Source organism: Streptomyces sp. NPDC028314, assembly GCF_055565795.1.
The window spans coordinates 190,273-212,647 of sequence record NZ_JBVHTP010000007.1 but is presented as its reverse complement, the minus strand read 5'-3'; the positions used below and the strand labels follow the sequence as shown (position 1 = coordinate 212,647).

Below are 22,375 nucleotides of genomic sequence, written 5' to 3'. Positions count from 1 at the left end.
GACACTCCCTCTGGTCTTCAGTTCATGAACGCTCAACCCCTTGACGCCCCCCGCGCCGGGCAGTTCACTCACGCTTCGATCCCCCCGGATCCATGACGTCAGGAGTGCCCCCCATGCCCCTGCTCCACGATCGCCCGCCGCGGCTCACCGTCGCGGCGCTCGCCGCCGCCCTGGTCGCGGCCCTCCTCGTACTGCTCCCCGGCACGGCCGCCACGGCCGCACCCGCCCTCCTCTCCCAGGGCAAGCCGGCCACCGCCTCCAGCGTGGAGGGCGCCGGCACACCGGCCTCCGCGGCCGTCGACGGCGACAACAACACCCGCTGGTCGAGCCAGTTCGCCGACCCGCAGTGGATACAGGTCGACCTCGGCGCTCCGGCCCAGCTCAGCCAGGTCGTGCTCCGGTGGGAGACCGCGGCCGCCAGGGCCTACCGCATCGAGCTGTCCACCGACGGCAGCAACTGGTCCACCGCCCACTCCACCACCACCGGCGCCGGCGGGACCGTCACCCACGACATCACGGGCTCCGCCCGCTACGTCCGGATGTACGGAACCCAGCGCACCACGGCGTACGGCTACTCGCTCTTCGAGTTCCAGGTCTACGGGACCGCCGGCACCGGCCCGACACTGCCCGGCGGCGGCGACCTCGGCCCGAACGTGATCGTCTTCGACCCGTCCACACCGAACATCCAGGGCAGGCTGGACGAGGTCTTCAGGCAGCAGGAGTCTGCCCAGTTCGGCTCCGGCCGTTACCAGTTCCTCTTCAAGCCCGGCACCTACAACGGCCTCAACGCCCAGATCGGCTTCTACACCTCCGTCTCGGGCCTCGGCCTCAGCCCCGACGACACCACCATCAACGGCGACGTGACCGTCGACGCGGGCTGGTTCGGCGGCAACGCCACCCAGAACTTCTGGCGTTCGGCGGAGAACCTGGCGCTCAACCCGGTCAGCGGCACCGACCGCTGGGCGGTTTCCCAGGCGGCCCCGTTCCGCCGGATGCACGTCAAGGGCGGCCTCAACCTGGCCCCCAACGGCTACGGGTGGGCCTCGGGCGGCTACATCGCCGACTCGAAGATCGACGGGCAGGTCGGCAACTACTCGCAGCAGCAGTGGTACACCCGTGACAGCTCGATCGGCGGCTGGTCCAACTCCGTCTGGAACCAGGTCTTCTCGGGCACCCAGGGCGCGCCCGCGCAGAGCTTCCCCGAGCCGCGCTACACCACGCTCGACACCACCCCCGTCTCCCGGGAGAAGCCCTTCCTGTACCTGGACGGCTCCGAGTACAAGGTCTTCGTCCCGGCGAAGCGCGTGAACGCCCGCGGCACTTCCTGGGGCAACGGCGCACCGCAGGGCACCTCGATCCCGCTGAACCGGTTCTACGTGGTCAAGCCGGGCGCGAGCGCCGCCACGATCAACCAGGCGCTGGCGCAGGGGCTGCACCTGCTGTTCACACCCGGCGTCTACCACGTCGACCAGACCATCCAGGTCAACCGTCCCGACACGGTGGTCCTGGGCCTCGGCCTCGCCACGGTCGTCCCCGACAACGGGGTGACGGCGATGAGGGTCGCCGACGTGGACGGCGTCAGGCTCGCCGGGTTCCTGATCGACGCGGGCCCGGTCAACTCCCCCACCCTGCTGGAGGTCGGCCCGGCCGGCACCACCACGGACCACGCGGCGAACCCGACGACGGTCCAGGACGTGTTCATCCGGGTCGGCGGCGCCGGAGCCGGCAAGGCCACCGCGGGCATGGTGGTCAACAACCACGACACGATCGTCGACCACACCTGGATCTGGCGGGCCGACCACGGCGACGGGGTGGGCTGGGAGACCAACCGCTCCGACTACGGGTTCCGGGTCAACGGTGACGACGTCCTGGCCACCGGCCTGTTCGTGGAGCACTTCAACAAGTACGACGTGCAGTGGAACGGCGAGCGCGGGCGCACGATCTTCTTCCAGAACGAGAAGGCGTACGACGCCCCCAACCAGGCCGCGATCCAGAACGGTCCGGTCAAGGGCTACGCCGCCTACAAGGTGGCCGACTCCGTGAACACGCACGAGGGCTGGGGCCTGGGCAGCTACTGCTACTACAACGTGGACCCGACGATCCGTCAGGACCATGGATTCCAGGCGCCCGTGAAGCCGGGGGTGAAGTTCCACGACCTGCTCGTCGTCTCGCTGGGCGGCAACGGCCAGTACGAGCACGTCATCAACACCACCGGCGCCCCCACCTCCGGGACCTCGACCACGCCCTCCACGGTCGTCTCGTTCCCCTGACCCTGACCCTGGCCCTGGCCCTGGCCCTGGCCCTGGCCCTGGCGCAGGCGCAGGCGCAGGCGCAGGTGCAGGTGCCGCGCGCCGTCCGGTCCTCCGCCGGGCGGCGCGCGCTCATGCCCGCGTCACGGGGTGCGGGGGCGCCTCAGACCTCCAGGACGATCTTCCCGGCGGTGTGTCCGGCCTGGCTGAGCTCGAAGGCGGCGGCCAGCTCGGAGAGCGGGAAGGTCTTGGCGACGGGGACGGCCAGCTGCCCTTCGTCGGCGAGTCGGCCCAGCTCGGCCAGGTCGCTGCCGACGGGCCGGACCCACATCCACTGGCCGCCCTCGCCGGTCACGGTGGGGTCGGCGATGGAGGCGTGCCGGCCGCCGTCCGCGAGGACCGCCGTGGTGACGTCCAGGACGCCTCCGACGAAGTCCGCGACGACGCTCACCCCGTCCGGGGCCAGTGCCCGGACCCGTTCGGTGAGGCCTTCCCCGTAGGCGACGGGCTCGCAGCCCAGCTCGCGCAGCCGGTCGTGGTTGCGCTCCGAGGCGGTCCCGATGACACGGGCGCCGAGGGAGCGGGCGATCTGCACGCCGAGGGAGCCGACCCCGCCTGCCGCTCCGTGGACGAGCACGGTGTCGCCCTTCCCGACGTCGAGGCGGGTGAGCAGCTGGTACGCGGTGAGCCCGGCCAGTGGCAGCCCCGCCGCCTCCTGCCAGCTGAGCGAGGCGGGCTTCGGCGCGAGGGCCCGTACGGGCACGGTGACGAACTCCGCGAAGGTGCCGCCGTGCACGTAGTCCTTGCGCGCGTACGCGATGACCTCGTCACCCGCCGTGAACTCGGGGGTGTCGATGCCGATGACCTCGGCGGTCCCGGCCACGTCCCAGCCGGGGATCACCGGGTACACCACGTCCATCAGGCCGTCGAGGCCACCCGCCATGATCTTCCAGTCGACCGGGTTGACCGAGGCGCACCTGACGCGGACGAGGACCTCGCCCGGCCCGACCTTGGGGACGGGCAGCCGGGTTTCGGTGAGCACCTCCGTCCCGCCGTACGTCTCGTAGGCCATCGCCCGCATGGTGCCTTCGGCCCCGACGTTCAACGACATGCGTCACACCTCTCCGTGAGCTGGTGGAACCTCGACCTCCCCTTTCCCCATCCCACCACGAAAGGCCGTGCCCGCCCCGGCAAGCGGGGCGGGCACGGCGCGGGAAACTGCCGGCGGTCCGCGGGGTTCAGAGCGCCCGGTGGGCGGCGATCACCTCGGCGTAGTGGCGGCCGCTGGACTTGACCGTGCGCTCCTGGGTGGCGTAGTCGACGTGCACCAGGCCGAAGCGCTTGTCGTAGCCGTAGGCCCACTCGAAGTTGTCGAGCAGCGACCAGGCGTAGTAGCCGGCCAGGGGTGCGCCGCGGCGGGCGGCGCGGGCGCAGGCGGCCAGGTGCGCGGTGAGGTAGGCGGCGCGCTCGGGGTCGTGGACGCTGCCGTCGGGGGCGACGGTGTCCGGGTAGGAGGAGCCGTTCTCGGTGACGTGGATGCACCGGGCTCCGTACTCCTCGGTCAGGCGCATGAGCAGGGTCTCGATGCCGCTCGCGTCGACCTCCCAGTCCATGCCGGTGCGCGGGACGCCGGGCAGGTCGACCTGCCGGGCGTGGGGGGCCGGGCCGGCGGGGTCGGCGGTGACGGTCTGCGGGAAGTAGTAGTTCAGGCCGGTCCAGTCCAGGGGGGCGGCGATGGTGTCGAGGTCGCCGGGGCGTTCGGGGAGGTCCACCGCGTAGACCTCGCGCATGTCGGCGGGGAAGCCGCGGCCGTGGACGGGGTCGAGCCACCAGCGGTTGACGTGTCCGTCCATCCGTACGGCCGCTGCCCGGTCGGCCTCGCTGTCGGTGGCGGCCACGACGGTGGAGAGGTTGTTGACGATGCCGATCCGGGCGCCGGGGGCGGATGCGCGGATGGCCTGGGCGGCGAGGCCGTGTCCGAGCAGGAGGTGGTAGGAGGCGCGGACGGCGGCGGTGAGGTCGGTCAGGCCGGGGGCCATCTTGCCCTCCAGATGGCCGATCCAGGCCGAGCAGAGCGGCTCGTTGAGCGTGGTCCACCGGGTGACCCGGTCGCCGAGGCGCTGCGCGACCAGCCCGGCGTACGAGGCGAAGTGCTCGGCGGTGGCCCGTTCGGGCCAGCCGCCCCGGTCCTGGAGGGTCTGGGGCAGGTCCCAGTGGTAGAGGGTGACGGAGGGGGTGATCCCGGCGGCGAGCAGGGCGTCGACCAGCTCGTCGTAGAAGTCCAGGCCCTTGGCGTTGACGGGGCCGTCCCCGCCGGGCACGACGCGGGGCCAGGCGACGGAGAACCGGTAGGCGTTGGTGCCCAGCTGCTGCATGAGGGCGATGTCGTCCCGCCAGCGGTGGTAGTGGTCGCAGGCGGTGTCGCCGTTGTGGCCGCCGTCGATGGCGCCGGGGGTGTGGGAGAAGGTGTCCCAGATGGAGGGGGAACGGCCGTCTTCGGCCACCGCGCCCTCGATCTGGTAGGCGGAGGTGGCGGTGCCCCAGGCGAAGCCGCGGGGCAGCGCGCCCAGGTCGATGCCGGCGGGACGGAGGGCGGCGTGGGTGGGGTCGAACCCGGTTCCGGAAAGGGTCATTTGACGGCTCCTGCCGTGAGTCCGGCCACCAAGTACCTCTGGAGCAGCAGGAATCCGGCGACGACGGGGATGCTGACGACGAGCGAGGCGGCCATGATCTGGTTCCAGTAGACGTCGTTCTGCGTGGAGTAGCCCTGCAGGCCGACGGCGAGGGTGCGGGTGGTGTCGTTCGTCATGACGGAGGCGAAGAGGACCTCGCCCCAGGCCGTCATGAAGGCGTACACGGCGACGGCGACGATCCCGGGGACCGCGGCCGGGACGACGACCCGGAACAGTGCGCCGAGGGGGCCGCAGCCGTCGACGGTGGCGGCCTCGTCGAGGTCGCGGGGCACCGAGTCGAAGTACCCGATCAGCATCCAGATGGAGAAGGGGAGGGAGAAGGTCAGGTAGGTGAGGATGAGGCCGCCGCGGGACCCGTAGAGGGCGACCCCGGTGGTGTTGCCGATGTTCACGAAGATGAGGAACAGCGGCAGCAGGAAGAGGATCCCGGGGAACATCTGCGTCGACAGCACGGTGACGGTGAACAGGCGCTTGCCGCGGAAGCGGTAGCGGCTGACGGCGTACGCCGCGAAGACGGCGATGACTACCGAGCAGGCGGTGGCGGCTCCGGCCACGATCAGGGAGTTCACGAAGTACTGGGCGAGCGGGACGGTGTGCCAGATGTCGATGTAGGGGCGGATCGTGAGTCCGCTCGGGATCCACCGGAACGCGCCGGCGACGTCCTCCAGCGGTTTGAGGGAACTGGTGACCATCACGTAGACGGGCAGCAGCACGAACCCCGCGAGCAGGGTGAGGAACAGGGCCCGGACCACCTTGAAGGAGGCGGGCGGGTCGAGCGGCGACCGGCTGCGCGCTGTGGCGCGGCGCTCAGGCATCGGTTTCCCTCCGGCCGCGGGTCGTGAGGAACAGGTAGACGGCGGTGACCAGCAGCAGGAAGAGCAGCAGCAGGACGGACATGGCCGAGCCGGTGCCGAAGTTCCACGTGACGAAGCTGGACTGGTAGATGTGGATGGAGATGAGGTCGGCGGCCTCGGGAGCCGATTTGCCGAACAGCACGAACGGCGTGTTGAAGTCGTTGAAGGTCCACAGGAACAGCACCAGGACCAGTACCTGGTTGACCGCGCCGACCGAGGGCAGGGTGATCCGGCGGATCTGCTGCCAGATGCCGGCGCCGTCCAGGGCGGCGGCCTCGTAGAGCTCCTTGGGGACGTTCTGGAGGGCGGCCATGACGATCAGGAAGGCGAACGGCCAGCCCTTCCATACGGAGACGGTCAGCAGGGCCCAGAAGCTGTTGTCGCCGAGCAGCCAGAAGGTGTGCTCGGCGCCGCCGAGGCCCAGCTGGTCGTGGAGGACGTGGTTCACCAGGCCGTTGTCCCGCTGGAACATGAACGCCCAGGTGATGACCGCCGCGTACACGGGCAGTGCGTAGGGGACGAGGAAAAGGGCCCGCAGTACGCCGCGGCCGCGGAAGTTCTCCTGCATGAACACGGCGGCGGCGGTGCCGAGGGACCAGCACAGGGCCACCGACAGCAGGGTGAACAGGCAGGTGGTGAGGAAGGAGCCCAGCAGGGCCTCGCCGACCGGCCGGTTGATGTCGACGGCGAGTTCGTAGTTGTCGAAGCCCGTCCAGGGGGCGCGGGACCAGTCCCGGATGAAGAACTGGGTCAGCTCCCGGAAGCTCATCGCGATGCCCATCACCATCGGGACGAGGTGGATGAGCAGTTCGAGGAGGAGGGCGGGCAGCAGCAGGAGGTAGGGCAGGGCGGCGCGGCGCACGCGTCCGGTGCGGCGGGCGCGGGTGGCGGTGCGCCGTAGCCGTCCCGCAGTGCCGGTGGTCACGGAGGTCATCGGGCAGGGCTCACTTCGACATCTGCTGCTGGGCCTTGGTGAGCTTCGCCCTGACCGACTCGGTGGTCACCGGTTTGCCCGCGGCGGCCTCGGCGAACAGCTCCTTGACGGCGGTGCCGACGGCCGTCTCGAACTGGGACTCCTCGGGGACCTGCGGAAGCGGGGAGGCGCTGGTGCCGAGGGTGTTGCGGAGCACGGTGAGGTCTTCGGTGCCGAAGGCGGCGTCGGTCTGGGCCGCCGTGACGGGCGGAACGGACCCGTAGGTCTTGTTGAGGACCTTCTGCTCCTCGTCACTGGTCATGAACTTCACGAACTTCAGTGCGCCGTCGATGTTGTCGGTGTTCTTGAAGACGGCCATGTTGATGCCCGCGACCATGGAGTTGGTGTTCCTGCCGGCGCCGGGGGTGCCGCCCGCGGGCACCGGGACGGGGGCCACGCCCCAGTCCCCGTCCTTCATGCCGTGGGACTTGAAGGAGGAGGCCGCGCTCTGCCACAGCACCATGGCCGTCTTGCCGTTGGCGAAGTCCTGGAGGGACTGGTTCTGGGCGTACTCGGCGTTGCCCGGCGCGATGATCTTGTCCTTGGCCATCAGGTCGACGTACTGCTTGACGGCGTCGACGTTGCCGGGGCCGTCGAAGGTGGGCTTGCCGGAGGCGTCGAAGAAGTCCGCACCGTGCTGCTTGGCGAAGACGAAGGCCTGGTGGATGTTGTTGGAGAGGTTCGAACCCTCGGTGCCCAGAGCCCACTTGCCGTCCTTGGACAGCTTCTGCCCGATGGTGACCATCTCGTCCCAGGTGGCCGGGGGCTTCTCGATGCCCGCCTCCTGGAACATCTTCTTGTTGTAGTAGAGGGCGTACGACATCGAGTACAGCGGTACGGCTGCCGGGTCCTGGCCGGCGGCCCCGGCCGAGCCGATGGCGGAGGGCACGAAGCGGTCCTTGCCGCCGATGGCCTCGAAGTTCTTTGCGTCCCAGGGCAGCAGGGCGCCGGTGGCCTGGAGGGAGGAGGACCAGGTGTTGCCGATGTTGAGCACGTCCGGGCCCTGGCCGGAGGCGGTGGCCGCGAGGATCCGGTTGAGGAGGTCCGACCAGGGGACCACCTCCAGCTTGACCTTGATCCCGGTCTGCTGCTCGAACTTCTTGAGCTCCGGGCCGAGGATCGCCTGGTCCGCCGCGATGTCGGGGCCCTGGTTGGAGGCCCAGTAGGTGAGCTCCTTGGGGGCGGTGTTGGAGCCGCCCCCGCCGTCCGCGGTCCCGCCGCCGCATGCGGTGGCGGCGGCGAGGAGCGAGGCGGTCACGGCGGTGGCTGCGGCGGCTCTGGTTCTGCGCATGGCGGATCGGGCCCTTTCGGCGGGGTCGGGGGGAGGGTCGGCGCGAGGATCCGCCCCGTGGGGCGATGGGAATGCGCGCCGTGTGGCGCTGACTTGGCGCCTCGTGGGCACCCGTTCCGTACGGGACTTAATTTAGGACGTGAGTTAAGCCTCGCGAAAGGGTCGCGTCAAGAGGTCGCGCAAGGGTATGTTGCGCTGGATGTCACTGCGGAAGGGACCGGATGACCACAGGGCGTAGCGGACGAACGGTGCGGGACCTGCGGCGCGGCAACCGCAGCGCGGTACTCCGGCAGTTGTACTTCGGCGGACCGATGAGCCGTCAGGAACTGGGCCCTGCCACGGGGCTGAGCTCCGGTTCCGTCAGCAACGTGGTGGGAGAGCTGGTCGCGGACGGACTCCTCGAGGAGGCCGGGATCGTCGACTCCGACGGCGGCCGGCCCCGCACCCTGCTCCGGGTGGCCCCCGGCAGCGCGCACATGATCGGCGTGGACGTCGGCGAAACCCGGGTGCGCGTCGAGCTGTTCGACCTGACCCTCACCGAACTGGCCCGGACGGAGATGCCCTTGCAGCCTCGCGGCTGCTACGACGTCGGCCCGATCGTCGACCACATCCGGACCGGGATCGCCACCGTGCTCGCCGAGGCCGGGGTGGGGACGGACCGGCTGCTGGGCGTCGGCGTGGGCGTACCCGGGATCGTGGACCGGGACGCCCCCGGCGGAACGGTCGTGCACGGGCAGACCATCGGCTGGGACTCGGTACCGCTGGAGGCGCTGCTGCGCGCCACGAAGGCCCTGTCGGACGAGGTCCCGTACATCATCGACAACGGTGCGCGGACCCTGGGCCAGGCCGAGATGTGGTTCGGGGCCGGCCGGGGCGCGCGGGAGGCGGTGGTCGTCCTCTTCGGCTCCGGTGTCGGCGCCAGCCTGATCACCGACGGCGCGGGCACCGCCCTGGAGTGGGGCCACCTCACCGTCTCGGTGCGCGGCCGGCGCTGCCGGTGCGGGGCGCGGGGATGCCTGGAGGCGTACACCGGGGCCGAGTCCGTACTGGCCAGGTGGGCGGAGCGGGACGGGGCCGCGGGCGGGGCGCTGGCCTCGATGGACGAGGAGGAGGCCCTGTCGGCGCTGCTGGCGGCGGCCGTCGCGGGGGACGCGGTGGCCGGAGAGGTGCTGGAGGAGACCGCCGAGTACCTGGGCGCCGGGCTCTCGGACGTGATCAACCTGTTCCGGCCGGAGCGGATCCTGATCGGGGGGTGGGCGGGCCTGCTGCTGGGCCCGCACATCCTGCCCGCCGTACGGGAGCACGCGACGCGCTACTCCCTGCGGCATCCCGCCGCCCGCGTCACGATCGACCTGGGGTCGCTGGGCCCGGACGCGGTCACGGTGGGCGCCGCGACCCTGCCGCTGTCGGCCTTCTTCGCGGCCGGCGGCCGACGGGCCCAACCGGAGCCCCCGGCGGAACAGCCGGGCTGGCAGACGGCGCTGGAGGTGCGGGGCGGGCTGGCGGGCCGACGGGAGTGACGAGGGGAGTGGCGACGGAGGTGACGGCGGGAGTGACGCCGCGGACGGCGATCGCTGAGGCACCCCCTGCCGGCCCCGGGGTCCCCCCCCCAGCCGATCACTCGTACTCGGTGCCACCCTTGCGCGTCAGGTACGCCGGGCTGACCGCCTTCGCGATGGCGCGGCCGCCGACCACCGGGCTGTAGCGCTCCGTCGCCGGGCGGATGACGACCCCCTCGCGCAGGTGCACGGCCCGCCCCGACACGCTCTCGCGTCCGGTGGCCACCTCCAGCACCGCGTCGAGGTCGTACGGGCCCTCGTACAGCCTCGGCACCAGCGGGAGTTCCTCCGCCAGCAGCTCCGCCGGGTCCAGCCAGCGCACCTGCCCGCCGATCTCGGCGGAGACGTCGAAGACGGCGTATCCGGGCGGCCCGTCGGCCGTGCGGGCGTCCGTGCCGTAGGACAGGTCCTGGACCCCGGATCCGTACACCTCGCCGAAGATCCCGACGCGGCTCGCGCCGAGCCGTCGGGCCAGCTTCGCCGCGGCTTGCGGCACCCCGTGCCCGCGTACGGCCCGCCAGTACAGGTTGCGGCCGTCCTCCTTCAGCGCGAGCCCCTTCGATCCGAACCCCTTGGAGGAGACGACGATCCGCTCCTCCCCCGCGACGTACGTCATCAGGCAGGCGGTGCCGTGCAGTTTCTCGGTGAGGACGACGGGCTCGCCGGGCTCGAAGATGTGCGGGTAGCGCTGGAGGTTCTCGATGTCCACCCAGGGCAGCAGGTCGGGAGCGGATTCCACCTCGCCGCTCATCGTCGTGGGGATGGGCGGGGCCCATTTGGTGATCCCGAGCAGCTCGGCGAAGTCAGTGCCCTCCTTCGCGGCCGCTTCCAGGTCCACGTCGGCCAGCGCCCGGGGCCTGCACACCAGGCCCTGCGACAGCTCGCCCCGCAGCCTGACGGCCCTGACCCGGTTGGAGGCGCTGCCGGCCAGCCGGCCGGTCAGACCGAGTTCATCCGTCAAATCGGGTGGCAGGACGGCCTGTTCCGGTATGTACAGGGCGAAGTCGCCGCTGCGGTAGGCACCCTTGGCGACCACGGCCCGGTACAGGCCCACCTGGGCCAGCTCCAACGCGTCGGCGTTCGGGTGCTCGTGGACGGTCAGTTGCTCGGCGGTCACTCGCAAGGTGGACATGGCAGGCTCCTCGGGCATGCGGTCGGGGTGGGTGGCTGGGCCCCGCGGCCGCGGCGGTACGCGTCGGCGCGGGCTCCGAGGACCACCTTCCAACGGTCCATTTACGCTGGTCCAGCGCTTATCCCGGTGCTAACCTGCCCCGCCCGCGCGGAGCCCGCGCCCTCTAACCCCGCTCCGGCGCCCGCCGGTTGAGGGCGGCCCTCGTGGCGAAGAACGTCACGACCATGCCGCAGAACAGCAGGCCGCCCATCCCTGCGAGGAGCCGGCCCGGAGCGGTCGGGAAGAGAGGTGCGGGCCCGGCTCCGGCTCACCGGCGCCCCGCCCCGGACCGCGGCCGGGATCCCCGCTCAGCCGAAGGCGGCCCGGGTGGCCGGGCCGTAGACGCCCTGCGGGTCGCCCTTGATGCCGCGGTCGCTCTGGAGCTGTGCGACACCCCGCCGGGTCTGCTCGTCGTAGACGCCGGTCGTGGATACGTACGTGAACCCCTGCCCGAAGAGCCGGTCCTGCAGGGCACGCACCTCGGGCCCGCGGTCCCCCGGGCGCAGGGTCCCTGAGGTGCCGGTCCGCTCCGGTGTGGCGGGCGGCGCGGTCGGCGGCGGGGTCGCGGCGGGCCGTCCCCCCTGTCCCGGGGCCGCCGCAGACCCAGCCGCTCCGGCGACGGGCGAACCGGACGGCGAACCGGAACCGGCGGGTGCGCCGGAAGCCGGGGTCGGCGGCGCGGACCCGTCGGGCCCTGCCGCCTCGGCGCCCGCGTCCGGGCTGCGCGCCGGGAGCACCGGTACCGACAGCCCGGGCGGCGACACGGCCGGCGTGGGCTCGGGGTCGGACCCGCCCAGCAGCAGCACCAGGCCGCCCGCCGCCACGAGCGCGAGCAGGGCGAGGACCGCCAGCGGCAGCCGGCTCCCCCGGACCCGCTCGGCGGAGCCGGACCCGGCCACCGCCGGCGGCGTCACGGAAGCGTGCGGAGCATGCGCAGCTCCCCGGGCCGGGTGAGGAACCAGGGCCGGGCCCTCCGTATGCAGAGCACAGCCCGGAACCGGAGCTGAACCGGAGCCGGTTCCGGAACCAGGCCCTTGCCGCGCGCCGTCCTGCGGCCAGGCAGGGGTCGTCGAGCGGGACGGACGCTCCGAGGGGGCGACGTACGGGCGTACGAGCAGGCGGTCGTCGGGCACGGCAGCGCTCTCGTCGGGGTGGTGGGACACGTTTCCTCCCGGCAGGGGAGAGGGCCGGTGCGGCGGTGCGGTACCGGCCCCCTCCCGGCCTGTCAGGCCCTGCGCCGCCGCGCGGCGGGAGCCGCGGGGGCCGTGTGGGCCGGCGGCGCGACGCCGAGGGCGCCGGGCGTGCCGAGTACGGGAGAGCCGCCGCGGGTGGCCGGGGTGGGCGAGGAGCGAAGGGATGGCGAGGTGTGAACGGATATGGACATGTGAGGGCTCTCCGAAATGCGGCTCATGCCGTGGTTCTTGATCGGCGCACTCTTTCCCTCGCGGACGCCCCCGGTCAAGCCGGATGTCCGATCCGCCCTATGTCATCCGTTGTGTTCGGGACTTGGAGGTCACCAAGGCGGGACCCTTGACGTCAACGTGACGATGCCCATCACGACCTGGTTCGTCGAGCTGGGGACGAGAGACTTCGACGCTCTGGGAAATCCCGGCGAAGACGGTGGGGGTCGGTCCGTGGGGCCGTGATCAACAGCCTCTGTCAGGACTTCGGGACCTCTTACCGCCCGGGGCCGCTCCTTCGGGCACCGAGGGGGCGGCCTCCGGGACCGGTGCGCCCGGGCCCCGGCGCCGGAGCGAGGTGGCCCCGACGGTGACGGCGGCCGACAGCATCAGGGCGGCGCCGGTCAGCGGGGCGGCGGGCGCCGAGACCCTGTCCACCGCGAGCCCGCCGACGAGGGCGCCCGCCGCGATCGCGAAGTTGAACATGGCCACCATGAGGGAGGAGGCCGCCTCGGCCGCCTCCGGCGCGGCCTTGATCATCCAGCTCTGCAGGCTGACGGAGACCCCGCCGTACGCCAGGCCCCAGAGCAGCAGCAGGGAGGTTCCGGCGGCCGCTCCCGGCAGGAGCGCGATGAGCGCCAGGACCACGGCCAGGATGCCGCTGACCGCGAGGAGCGTACGGTACGCATCGCGCGCCCCGGCCAGGAAGTTGCCCGCGACCCCGGCCACCCCGTAGCCGAGGAGCAGGGTGCTGACGTGCCCGGCGTCGATGCCGGAGACGTCCCGCAGGATCGGCCGCACGAAGGTGTAGGCGGCGAACTGACCGGTCACCACCAGGAAGGTGACGATCACTCCGGCGCGCACCGCGCGGTTGCGGCGCAACAGGGCGGGCAGTTCGGCGAGGGTGATGTGCCGGGCCGGCGGCAGGGCGGGCAGCAGCAGGAGCAGTGCGGCCAGCGTGACGAGCCCGAGCACGCCGACCGCCGCGAAGGCGTGCCGCCAGCCGCCGAGTTCGCCGAGCAGGGTTCCGGCGGGCACTCCGAGCACCGAGGCGGTGGGGACCCCGCCGAAGACCACGGCGGTCGCCCGGCCGACGTGGCGCTCGGGAACCAGGCGGACGGCGAGGCCGCCGGCTATGGCCCAGAAGCCGCCGACGCTGACACCGACGAGCAGCCGGGCCGCCAGGACCACGGTGAAGTTCGGTGCGAGCGCTGCGCCGAGGTTGGCGACGGCCATCAGGGCGATCAGCACGCACAGCACGATCCGCCGGTCGAGCCGGGCGGCGCCCACGGTGACGAGGGGCGCGCAGAACCCGGCGACGAGCCCGGGGGCGGTGACCATCAGGCCGGCGGTCCCCTCGGACACCCCGAGGGCGGCGCCGACGGGGGTGAGCAGGCCGACGGGGAGGAGTTCGGAGGTGATGAGGCAGAAGATCCCGAGGGACACGGCGGACACGGCGGCCCAGCCCTTGAGCGGGGCCGGGTGCGGTGCGGGTTTCGGCGCGGGGGTGCCGGGCGCGGCGGCAGGGGTCATCAGGTGGCACTCCGTACGAAGTCGGGCGGACAGGCGGGCCGCGCGGGGCTCCGGGGGTCGCGCCTCCCCCGTGCTCCGCACCGCGGGCCCATTCTGCGACGGCGCGGGGCGTTCCCGGCCTCCGCGCGGTGAATCGATTCGGCAACGGGAACCCCCTGTCCGCAGCGCCTCCCGGCCGCGCACCCGCCGCCTCCGCGCCGCGCCCCCGCCACGCCCCCCGGCCCAGGCCCCCGCCCGCGGCCCCGCCCCGAAGCGCCGTCACCCGGACGCGTGACCTGCGGCGCCCGGCCGCCCGGAGGTACGGCAAGCTGGACCGATGCAGTTACGCCGGGCCGCCCTGCCCCTCTCCCTCCTCGCCCTCCTCGCGAGCGCCGGCTGTGTCTCGGTCGGCCCGGAGTCCCCCGTTCCGGGCCCGGCACGTGGTTCCGTACCGCCCGTCGACGCCCCTGACGCACCCGGTGCCCCCGACCCGGCCGCCGGGCCGCCGGCGCTCCCGCTGTCCCGCTCCCTGCCGCTGAGCGTGCCCCCGGACGCCGACCCCGGCCCCGAACCGGACCCGGAGGCCGATCCCGAGGAGGCGCCCGCACACCGCCCGGCCCGCACGCACGCCGAGCGGCCCGCGAAACCCGCCGCGCCCCGGCACGTACGGCCACCGAAGGCCGCACCGGCCCACCCTCCGCGCCGGGCCGCCCCCCGGGCCCCGCGCGGCGACGAGCTCTGCGCGGCCGCAGAGGGGGCCGTACCGCCGTCCATCGTCGACCTGTGCGTGCGCCAGTACGGCCGCTGACCTGCCCGGATCCCTGCCCGGGCGGGTGGTGCTTGACTCTCACACTGTGTCAGGCACTGCACTGGAGGGCGTCATGTTCACCATCGGAGACTTCGCGAAGCACGGCCGGGTGTCGGTCCGCATGCTGCGTCACTACGACGCACTCGGACTGCTGCGCCCGGCGCGTGTCGACCCCGCCACCGGCTACCGCTTCTACGAGGCCGGGCAGCTCGCCCGTCTCAACCGTGTCATCGCGCTCAAGGATCTCGGCTTCAGCCTGGAAGAGGTGGGGTCGATCCTGAACGAGCGGCTGGGCGCGGAGGAACTGCGCGCCATGCTGCGGCTGCGGCGGGCGGAAGTGGAGACCGCCATGGCCGCCGCGGCGGCCCGGCTCAACGCGGTCGAAGCGAGGCTCCGGATCATCGAGAGCGAGGGAACCATGCCCACCGAAGAGATCGTCGTGAAGAGCCTTCCGGCCGTCCGGCTCGCCGAACTGACGGGGGTCGCCGCCGGCTACGCCCCGCAGGACATCGGGCCCGTCATCAGTCCTTTGTACGAGGACCTGTGCCGCCGCATCGAGGCCGCCGGGGTGGTTCCGACCGGTCCGGGCCTGGCCTACTACGAGGCCGCTGCGGAGGGCGAGCCCGGATCCGTGCTGGTGCACGCCGGGCTTCCCGTGGCGGCCGCCGTCCGTGCCGAGGACCTCGGGGGCGACGTACGGATCGTCGAACTGCCCGGGGTCGAACGGGCGGCGACCGTCGTGCACCGGGGCTCGATGGACGGTGTGCTCCCGACGGCGCAGGCGCTGGCGCGCTGGATCGACGCCCACGGCCACCGCTCGACCGGGTTCGCGCGCGAGCTGAACCTTGCGTGCCCCGAGAACCGGGACGAGTGGGTGACGGAACTCCAGGAGCCGCTGGTCCCGTGACCCGCGCGCTACGGCACCCGCGCTCCCCACGGCACCCGCGCGCCCTACGGCCGGGGTCCCCCGGCCTGGTGCCCTTGGCCTGACGCCTCTCCCTGGGGCAGCCGCCGCCCGCAGGCCTCGGCGCAGCGCTGGGCCGTGCGGGCCGTGCCCCGGCGGGCGGAGCGGAGCCGGCTCATCGTGGCGTGCCGGCGTCGGCGCCACTCGGCCCGGGGCAGGCCCGCGCGCTGGCCGCCGCCGGAGATCAGGGCGTTGACCGGGGTGTACGGGTCGGCGGCCATCGCCTTGGCGAGCAGGACGCCGACCACGAGCGGGACCAGCGCCACCGCCAGCGCCGAACCGGCGGTGGTGACGTGCTGCATGCGCGGGCGGTGCGCGGCGCGCGCGGCTTCGGAAGTCATGCCCTCATTCGACCAGCGGGGGCGCGGCGGGGAATCGGGGCAGATACTCAGGCCGTGGCGCGTGAGGTACTCAGACGGGGGTGGTGGGCGGTGACGGAAGGACCCGGCGGCGGGCAGGGTTTCGAGGCCGCGACCGGCGACGGGCCGGCGGCGGGGGCGGAGGGCGCTGCGGCGGCCGCTCGCGCGGGCCGGCTCCGCACGGCGTACGAGGGGTTGTTGCAGATCCGCCGTCTAGTGAACGGCGAGGCGGGCCTCACGGTTCCCGCGCCCTGGGAGCTGCGGCTGATGCCCCGGGCGGTGGCCCTGGCCCTGGAGGCGGCGGGCATCACACCGTCGGCGGTGGACGCGCGGGGCCGCCGGACGCACACGGGCTACCGGGTGGCCGGCGCGGCCGAGCCGGGGAAGGTGGAGGTGTCCTGGCTCGGCCCGCCGGGCGGCGGTGCGGCCGAGGAGGAGCAGCAGCGGCTGACGGAGTGCGCCGCGGTGCTGGAACGGCTGGGCTGGGTCTGCCTGCTGTACCGGGGACCGCGCCGGCGGCGCTTCCTGGAGGTGGAGCCGCCCCGCTGATCCCGTCGGGTTCCGGTCGGCCGGCGGGTCGAAGGCGCCGCTGATCCGGCCCGGCGCGCTCCGGGTGCGCTACGGCCGGGGTCGCCCGTAGACATCCGCGAGCGCGGCCGCCGTCTCGGCGAGGGCCCGGCGGAGTTCCGGCGGGCCGAGCACCTCAGCCTCCACGCCGAGGCGGAGCAGGTCGCCGACGGCGACGGCGCTCGTCTCGACGGGGAGGCGCACCCGCAGCCAGCCGTCCGCGTCGGCGGTCTCCCCCGTCGCCTCGGCGTCCGCGAGGGCCTGCGTCCCGGCCGCCCCGAACTGCATGGGCAGCAGTTTCCGGCCGCGCGGCGAGATCCTGATGTCGGCGGTCTGGTTCTGCAGCGCCGTCTCCAGGCGGCGGGAGGACTCCGTCCAGTAGGCCGCGAGTTCGAAGTCCTCGGGGCGTTCGAAGCCCTCCGCGAGGGTGTCCACGGCCAGGAACCGGCCCACGCGGTAGGTCCGCACGGCTTCCCCGGCCCGTGCGACGAGGTACCAGATGCCGCCCTTGAGGACGAGGCCCAGCGGATGCAGCTCGCGGTGCACGTCTCCGCCCCAGCGGCGGTAGTGGGCGCGCAGGGCCTTCTGTTCCCACACCGCCTGCGCGATCCGCGCGAGGTACGGCACGGGGTCGGCGTCACGGAACCAGGCCGGGGCGTCGAGGTGGAAGCGGGCCCGGATCCGCTGGGCGCGGGCGGCGAGTTCGGCGGGCAGCGCGGCCTGGAGTTTGAGCTGGGCGGCGGCGAGGTCGGCGCCGAGGCCGAGTTCCCGGGCGGGGCCGGGGGCTCCGGCGAGGAAGAGGGAGCCGGCCTGGGCGTCGGTGAGCCCGGTGAGCCGGGTGCGGTAGCCGTCCATCAGCCGGTATCCGCCGGCGGGTCCGCGGTCGGCGTGGACGGGGACCCCTGAGGCGCTGAGGGCCTCGATGTCCCGGTAGACGGTGCGGACGGACACCTCCAGTTCTGCGGCGAGGTCGGGCGCGGTCATCCGGCCGCGGTTCTGGAGCAGGAGCAGGAGGGAGAGGAGGCGGTCGGCGCGCATGGTGCCATCGTGCGCCATACCTGACGGTAGATGTCAGGTATGGCGTCGAGGCTGGTAGGGCGCCGGGCGGAGGTCCTGCCCGGCGGCGGAGAGCCAGGAGCACCGACATGCCCACGTCCACGAGCGGTACCTTCACTTACGCCAACTGGGAGGAGTCCCCGGTCGGCGCGGCCGACGCCACCCCGCGCCTCGCCCGCGCCCGGGTCACGAACGCGTTCGCCGGGGGCATCGAGGCCGCGGAGACGGAGTGCGACATCACGATCGCGTACGCATCGGCGAACACCGGCACCTTCGTCGGGATGGAACTGGTGTCGGGCCGCGTGGGCGACCACACGGGGACGTTCGTCCTGGAGGAGCGCGGCAGCTTCGATGCCGACGGCACCACGCACTGCGCGTTCGAGGTGACCCCCGGCAGCGCCACCGGCGGCCTGACGGGCCTCACGGGTTCCGGCACCTTCACGGCCCGGCAGGGCGAAGAGTCCGTCGCGTACGCGTTCACGTACGACCTGGGCTAGCCGGTCTCCTCGGGATCTCGCCGGGGACCGGTCCGGGCCGGGGTGGTGGCGCCCCGGCCCGGACCGGCCGGCGGGTCAGCCGTAGAACGGACCCGGGTGGGCCCAGGTCGTCGCGCCGAAGACGTTGGCGTCGTTGATGGAGATCTTCAGGTTGGTGACCTTGAGGCCGTACTGCGAAGGCGTCGTACCGGCCGGGCAGTTCACGGTCTGCGGGGCGAAGTTCAGGTAGAACTCGGGGCCGAAGTCCCCTTGTTCGTGCTGGTGCCTGGAGATGATGTAGTTGGCCTCGGCATAGAAGTAGCCGCGGTCCAGGGCCGTCTGCTCGGTCCGCACGACCACGTCGTTCCCGCGGTCGGAGCGGCCGTCCGGTCCGGTGCAGCGGAAGGTGCGCGCGGTGTCGGCCTTGGCCTGGAACCAGTAGTCGGTGCTCCACAGGCCGGCCCGGAAGCCGGGGCTGTCGCGGACGCCGTGCAGCACGACGCTCAGCCTGAAGCCCCCGCAGCCGGGCGTCGCCTCGTATTCGTGGTACTTCAGCAGGCACTGCCGCGGACCCGAGATCGCGGTCGGATCGGGGTGGTACGGCTGGGGCACCACGGCCCCGTGGAAGGTCGCCGAGGCGGAGATCCCGCCCGGGGTGGCCGCCGGGATCTCGACGGTCTGCGCGGCGTGCGCGGTGCCCGTGCCGGCCAGCACGAGGGCCGTGCTCGCGCAGAGCGCGAGGACGAGCCGGGACAGCGGTGCCGGTAAGCCGGGCATGCGGAAGCGTGCCATCTGGTGGTTCCCCCCTGGACCCAGTGGATGGTGCCGGACACCGGGGACCCTAGCGGTGGAGGCAGCCGTTCGGCAGTGGGCCCGTGTACACCGGGGGCGGGGCCTCGATCGGGCGCGCACCGCGCACGCGAAGGGGCGCGGACCGGATCGGCCCGCGCCCCCGTTCGCCCGCGTCCCCGGTTACGGGGCGCCGAAGGTCAGCGTCAGCTGCGGCGTCCCTTCGTTGGCCGCGGCCTCCGAGGACCACAGCCACAGCGCGTCCGTCCCGGAGCTGGTCAGCGCCAGGCCGTACGGGCTGCCCAGCGCGCCGGCGACGGTCGCCGTGGACAGCCCTGCGGTGTGGACCGCCGAACCGTCGGGGACCCCGGGGAAGCTGCCGAGGGCGGGACCGCCCAGGCCCGGGCGGTTGTTGTACGTGGTGCCGCCCTCGGTCCACGCGCCGGAGACCGGGACCACCGAGACGGTGTCCGCCGTACCGGCGCCGCTCATGGTGCTGGTCTTCACGCTGAGCGTGGCCGACTTGAGGACCGTGCCCGCCGGTGCGGCGGGCAGGTCGAAGCGCAGGTAGCTCGCGTAGAAGGAGGTTCCCCGGACGGCCAGGGAGCCCGAGGTGCCGTAGTTGCCGTCGGGGGCGCCCGCGTTGGAGTAGGTGTCCTCGGCGGCCGTGACCCGGACGACCGAGTCGGCGGGGGCGGAGGCGAGGGCGTGGTGGTTCTGCACCTGCGCCGCGCTCAGTACGTTCGGGTAGACGGCGGTCTCGTCGAGCTGGCCCGCCCAGTACTCGCTCGTCGGGCGTTCCGGCCAGCCGCCGAGGCTGTCTCCGCCGGCGTGCCAGAAGCCGGCGAAGTTCTCGTGGGTGGTGACGTTGAGGGTGCCCTTCTGGGCTCCGTCCACGTACAGGGTCATGCCGCCGGGGCCCTGGGTGGCGACGACGTGGTGCCACTGGTTGTCGTTGTAGCGGTCGGCGCCGCCGGTGGTGATGGTGCGGGCGGATCCGGTGTACACGCCGTAGACGAGCCGGCCGTCATTGGTCATGTAGATGTGCTTGTCGTACTGACTGCTGCCGCGTTCCTGGTTGTTCCCGAAGCCGATGAGCTTGCCGCCGCGGGTGGTGCTGGTCCTGAACCAGGTTTCGATCGTGTAGCTGCTGCCGATGTTCTGCCGCTTGTCGCCGTAGACCTGGCTGTTCGTTCCGTTGAAGCCGATGGCCGTGCTCGCGCCGGTGACCGCGCCGGGCGTCTGGCGCAGGGCGGGGGCGTTCAGGTGCACGCCGCTCTGGTTGCCGCTGCCCGAGGAGTCGGCGACGAACGGCAGGGCCGACTCGTCGTAGCGCCAGTACTGCTGGGCGCCGTCGGTGCGGACCGCGTTCGGGTACGCGTCCACGGAGGCCGGCACCGTCACGGCCGCGGCCGGCGACAGGGCGCTGGTGTTGCCGGCCGCGTCGCTCGCCGTCACCCGGTACGTGTACGACTGGCCGGGCACGGCGGTGGTGTCCGTCCAGGAGGCCTGCGGGCGCTTGAAGAACAGCGAGTCCGCGGTGACCGTGGCGATCGGGGTGGCCGAGCCGTTGCGGTGGATCCGGTAGGTGAGCGCGCTGTCGTCGAGGTCGAGGCTGGTACGCCAGCGCACCTGCACCTCACCCGGCCTGAAGCTGACGGCGCTCGCCACGGGGACCGTGGGCGCCCCCGTGTCCCCGGTGGAGGAGAACCGGGTCAGGCTCTGCTGCGCGCCGCCGTTGACGGTGGTGAACTCGCCTCCGACCCACAGGTACGGGGTCCCGGCCTTGGAGCCGACCGTCATCACGCGCGGGCCGATGCCCTCGCCGATGCCGTCGTTGGTGTCGGGGGCCCAGCCCAGCTTGCCGGTGCCCGCCGTCGGCTGGGCGAGGAGGTGGTGGCGCTGGCCGTCGGGGAACTCCCCGACGCTGGAGCAGTCGTGCGCGTGCGAGGCGCTGTACAGGACGTCCCGGTACGGCAGTACGGCCTGGGTGGCGCCGAGGCAGGTGTCGCGCCAGCGCTGGTTCAGGTCGCCGAGGTCGAGGGCGATGCGGCCGTCGAAGACCCCGCCGCCCGTGCCCTCGTTGGCGGTGTAGAAGCCGGTGGCGTCGGTGGCGATGTCCTTGACCACCGAGTTGGTCTCGATGAAGCCGGGGTAGGACTTGGTGAGCGCGCCGCTCGTCGCGTTCACGACGGCCAGGGCGTGGGTGTTCGTACCGTTGACGGTGAAGAAGTCCCCGCCGAGTACGACACTGCCGCCGTCCGGGGTGACCTCGATGGCGCGGCCCGGCTCGTCGGCGTTCGCGGTGAAGGGCCTGAGCGCGCCGTCGGCCGTGGCGACGGCGGCGAACCGCTGGCGCGGCTGGCCGGCGACGGTGAGGAAGTCGCCGCCCGCGTAGACGGTGTCGCCGGTGACGGCGAGGGCCCGGACGGTCGCCGCGAAGGCCGGCCTGAAGGAGGTCTTGACGGTGCAGGTCGCCACGTCGATGGCGGCGAGGCTGGACACCGGGGTGCCGTTGACCGCGCCGAAGTAGCCGCCCGCGTAGAGGGTCTTCTTGTCCGGCGAGAGGGTGAGGGCCCGGACGGTGGCGGTGCCGCCGCCCACGGTGAACTCCAGCTCGCAGGAGGTCGGGGCGCCGGTAGCGGCGTCGAGCGCCACGAAGTTGACCGCCGGCCGCTCGGCGCCGCCTCCGCCCGCGGGCGGGCGGACGGCCGAGAAGGTGCCTCCGACGAAGACCTGGCCGCCCGCCTCGGCGAGGGCCCAGACGACGCCGTTGGGCTGCCAGGTCGGCAGCGCGTCGGCGGTGAAGGCCACGGGCGGGGTGACGGCCGCCGCCTGCGGGACGAGGCCGAGGCCGACGGCCGTGCCGGTGCCGGCCAGGGACAGGGCGAGAGCGGTCGCCAGCCCTCTGGATCTGCGCATGAACCCCCCAGTTCGGTGTGCGGTGTGCGGAGTGGCCGAAAACAGGCGGACAGCCGTCCTCGGCCGTGCGTACTGGCGCACCCTAGGGCGATTCATCGAGCCGTTCATCACACTTGACGTATTGGATGCGAAATTGGACCGGGGGCCGGCACCCGGAGGCCGCCGAACCGCTGCGCGGAGGCGTTGTCAGTGCCGGTTGCTAACGTCGGCAGCGGATGACCGGTACGACCGACTCCCGGGGGGAATCATGAAGTACGCACGCGTGGGCGCCGGATGACGGCCGTCCGCTCCCTGACCTTCGCGGCCTGGCGCCCCGGCCCGCCGCCGCACTACGTCACGGCGGCGGAGATGCTGGTGCGGCTGGGGAGTTTCGGACTGGAGCTGACCTGGCAGGTACGGATCCATGAGCCCGGCATCCACCCGGAGCTGGAGGACACGACGGCCCGGACCCGCGTCGGAACCCTGCGGCTGCTCGCCCTGCTGGCCCCGGAGCGACAGCTGATCGACGCCGACTTCGACGGGTACGACACGGACGGGCGCCTCGTGGTGGAACTCCAGGAGTTCGACAGCACGAGCTGGGACGTCCGCACCGCCGACCCGTGGCTGCTGGACGCCCTCCCCCGCTGGTTCCCGGACGCGGAACCGAGCCCCTCGGGCGCCTGGGGAAACTAGCCGGTCCGCGCCCTCGCCGACCGGTCGGTCGGTCGCGCTCGGGCCGGTCGGCGGGACGGC

19 protein-coding genes are annotated in these 22,375 nt (G+C 72.9%); 7 read left to right on the top strand and 12 right to left on the bottom strand.

Translation table 11 applies throughout. The features are described from left to right. The first annotated feature begins 113 nt into the window (after window positions 1-113). Window positions 114-2,270 (top strand): discoidin domain-containing protein, encoded by a 2,157-nt coding sequence (locus ACZ4TG_RS18325; protein WP_468163845.1) that lies wholly within the window; start codon window positions 114-116, stop codon window positions 2,268-2,270. Window positions 2,271-2,412: 142 nt separating this feature from the next. Here the strand turns inward: ACZ4TG_RS18325 and ACZ4TG_RS18320 are convergent, their stop codons facing one another. The 5 genes from ACZ4TG_RS18320 to ACZ4TG_RS18300 form a co-directional block, all read right to left on the bottom strand. Next, window positions 2,413-3,330, bottom strand: a complete 918-nt coding sequence (locus tag ACZ4TG_RS18320) for an NADP-dependent oxidoreductase (RefSeq protein WP_468164156.1) — start codon at window positions 3,328-3,330, stop codon at window positions 2,413-2,415. Between the two features lie 157 nt (window positions 3,331-3,487). Continuing rightward, complete coding sequence (locus tag ACZ4TG_RS18315; protein ID WP_468163843.1) at window positions 3,488-4,882, bottom strand: GH1 family beta-glucosidase; 1,395 nt, start codon at window positions 4,880-4,882, stop codon at window positions 3,488-3,490. Then, window positions 4,879-5,757 (bottom strand): carbohydrate ABC transporter permease, encoded by an 879-nt coding sequence (locus ACZ4TG_RS18310; protein ID WP_468163841.1) that lies wholly within the window; start codon window positions 5,755-5,757, stop codon window positions 4,879-4,881. The genes ACZ4TG_RS18315 and ACZ4TG_RS18310 overlap by 4 nt, the downstream gene beginning before the upstream one ends. Continuing rightward, window positions 5,750-6,730 carry a carbohydrate ABC transporter permease gene (locus tag ACZ4TG_RS18305; RefSeq protein ID WP_468163839.1) on the bottom strand — a complete coding sequence of 327 codons (981 nt, stop codon included), beginning with the start codon at window positions 6,728-6,730 and terminating at the stop codon, window positions 5,750-5,752. Before ACZ4TG_RS18305 ends, ACZ4TG_RS18310 begins: the two co-directional genes overlap by 8 nt. A gap of 10 nt (window positions 6,731-6,740) precedes the next feature. Then, window positions 6,741-8,060 carry an ABC transporter substrate-binding protein gene (locus ACZ4TG_RS18300; protein ID WP_468163837.1) on the bottom strand — a complete coding sequence of 440 codons (1,320 nt, stop codon included), beginning with the start codon at window positions 8,058-8,060 and terminating at the stop codon, window positions 6,741-6,743. Between the two features lie 221 nt (window positions 8,061-8,281). On the opposite strand from ACZ4TG_RS18300, the gene ACZ4TG_RS18295 reads away from it, so the two are divergent. Next, window positions 8,282-9,580: an ROK family transcriptional regulator gene (locus tag ACZ4TG_RS18295; RefSeq protein ID WP_468163835.1), complete on the top strand. Its 1,299-nt coding sequence runs from the start codon at window positions 8,282-8,284 to the stop codon at window positions 9,578-9,580. 97 nt (window positions 9,581-9,677) lie between these two features. Here ACZ4TG_RS18295 and ACZ4TG_RS18290 read toward each other — a convergent pair whose 3' ends face one another. The 3 genes from ACZ4TG_RS18290 to ACZ4TG_RS18280 form a co-directional block, all read right to left on the bottom strand. Continuing rightward, complete coding sequence (locus ACZ4TG_RS18290; protein ID WP_468163833.1) at window positions 9,678-10,751, bottom strand: RNA ligase (ATP); 1,074 nt, start codon at window positions 10,749-10,751, stop codon at window positions 9,678-9,680. A gap of 347 nt (window positions 10,752-11,098) precedes the next feature. Next, on the bottom strand, window positions 11,099-11,704 hold the full coding sequence (locus tag ACZ4TG_RS18285) for a peptidoglycan-binding domain-containing protein (protein ID WP_468163831.1): 606 nt from the start codon (window positions 11,702-11,704) through the stop codon (window positions 11,099-11,101). Between the two features lie 732 nt (window positions 11,705-12,436). Then, window positions 12,437-13,723 carry an MFS transporter gene (locus ACZ4TG_RS18280; RefSeq protein WP_468163828.1) on the bottom strand — a complete coding sequence of 429 codons (1,287 nt, stop codon included), beginning with the start codon at window positions 13,721-13,723 and terminating at the stop codon, window positions 12,437-12,439. A gap of 316 nt (window positions 13,724-14,039) precedes the next feature. Between ACZ4TG_RS18280 and ACZ4TG_RS18275 the strand changes: the two genes are divergently transcribed. Next, entirely contained in the window at window positions 14,040-14,510 is a 471-nt protein-coding gene (locus ACZ4TG_RS18275) for a hypothetical protein (protein WP_468163825.1), read from the top strand. A gap of 73 nt (window positions 14,511-14,583) precedes the next feature. Next, complete coding sequence (locus tag ACZ4TG_RS18270) at window positions 14,584-15,417, top strand: MerR family transcriptional regulator (protein ID WP_468164154.1); 834 nt, start codon at window positions 14,584-14,586, stop codon at window positions 15,415-15,417. A 44-nt stretch (window positions 15,418-15,461) separates the two neighbouring features. Here ACZ4TG_RS18270 and ACZ4TG_RS18265 read toward each other — a convergent pair whose 3' ends face one another. Continuing rightward, complete coding sequence (locus ACZ4TG_RS18265; protein WP_468163823.1) at window positions 15,462-15,815, bottom strand: hypothetical protein; 354 nt, start codon at window positions 15,813-15,815, stop codon at window positions 15,462-15,464. Between the two features lie 90 nt (window positions 15,816-15,905). On the opposite strand from ACZ4TG_RS18265, the gene ACZ4TG_RS18260 reads away from it, so the two are divergent. Continuing rightward, complete coding sequence (locus ACZ4TG_RS18260; protein ID WP_468163821.1) at window positions 15,906-16,382, top strand: hypothetical protein; 477 nt, start codon at window positions 15,906-15,908, stop codon at window positions 16,380-16,382. A 69-nt stretch (window positions 16,383-16,451) separates the two neighbouring features. On the opposite strand, the gene ACZ4TG_RS18255 is transcribed toward ACZ4TG_RS18260, so the two are convergent. Further along, complete coding sequence (locus ACZ4TG_RS18255; protein WP_468163819.1) at window positions 16,452-17,438, bottom strand: helix-turn-helix transcriptional regulator; 987 nt, start codon at window positions 17,436-17,438, stop codon at window positions 16,452-16,454. Window positions 17,439-17,545: 107 nt separating this feature from the next. Between ACZ4TG_RS18255 and ACZ4TG_RS18250 the strand changes: the two genes are divergently transcribed. Next, window positions 17,546-17,953, top strand: a complete 408-nt coding sequence (locus tag ACZ4TG_RS18250) for a DUF3224 domain-containing protein (RefSeq protein WP_468163817.1) — start codon at window positions 17,546-17,548, stop codon at window positions 17,951-17,953. 75 nt (window positions 17,954-18,028) lie between these two features. On the opposite strand, the gene ACZ4TG_RS18245 is transcribed toward ACZ4TG_RS18250, so the two are convergent. Both ACZ4TG_RS18245 and ACZ4TG_RS18240 read right to left on the bottom strand, forming a co-directional pair. Beyond that, the gene (locus tag ACZ4TG_RS18245; protein WP_468163815.1) at window positions 18,029-18,724 is read right to left on the bottom strand and encodes a hypothetical protein; all 696 of its coding nucleotides are present in this window, start codon (window positions 18,722-18,724) and stop codon (window positions 18,029-18,031) included. Between the two features lie 180 nt (window positions 18,725-18,904). Then, window positions 18,905-21,643, bottom strand: a complete 2,739-nt coding sequence (locus ACZ4TG_RS18240; RefSeq protein ID WP_468163813.1) for a DNRLRE domain-containing protein — start codon at window positions 21,641-21,643, stop codon at window positions 18,905-18,907. 273 nt (window positions 21,644-21,916) lie between these two features. On the opposite strand from ACZ4TG_RS18240, the gene ACZ4TG_RS18235 reads away from it, so the two are divergent. Continuing rightward, the gene (locus ACZ4TG_RS18235; protein ID WP_468163811.1) at window positions 21,917-22,315 is read left to right on the top strand and encodes a hypothetical protein; all 399 of its coding nucleotides are present in this window, start codon (window positions 21,917-21,919) and stop codon (window positions 22,313-22,315) included. Window positions 22,316-22,375 lie beyond the last annotated feature (60 nt).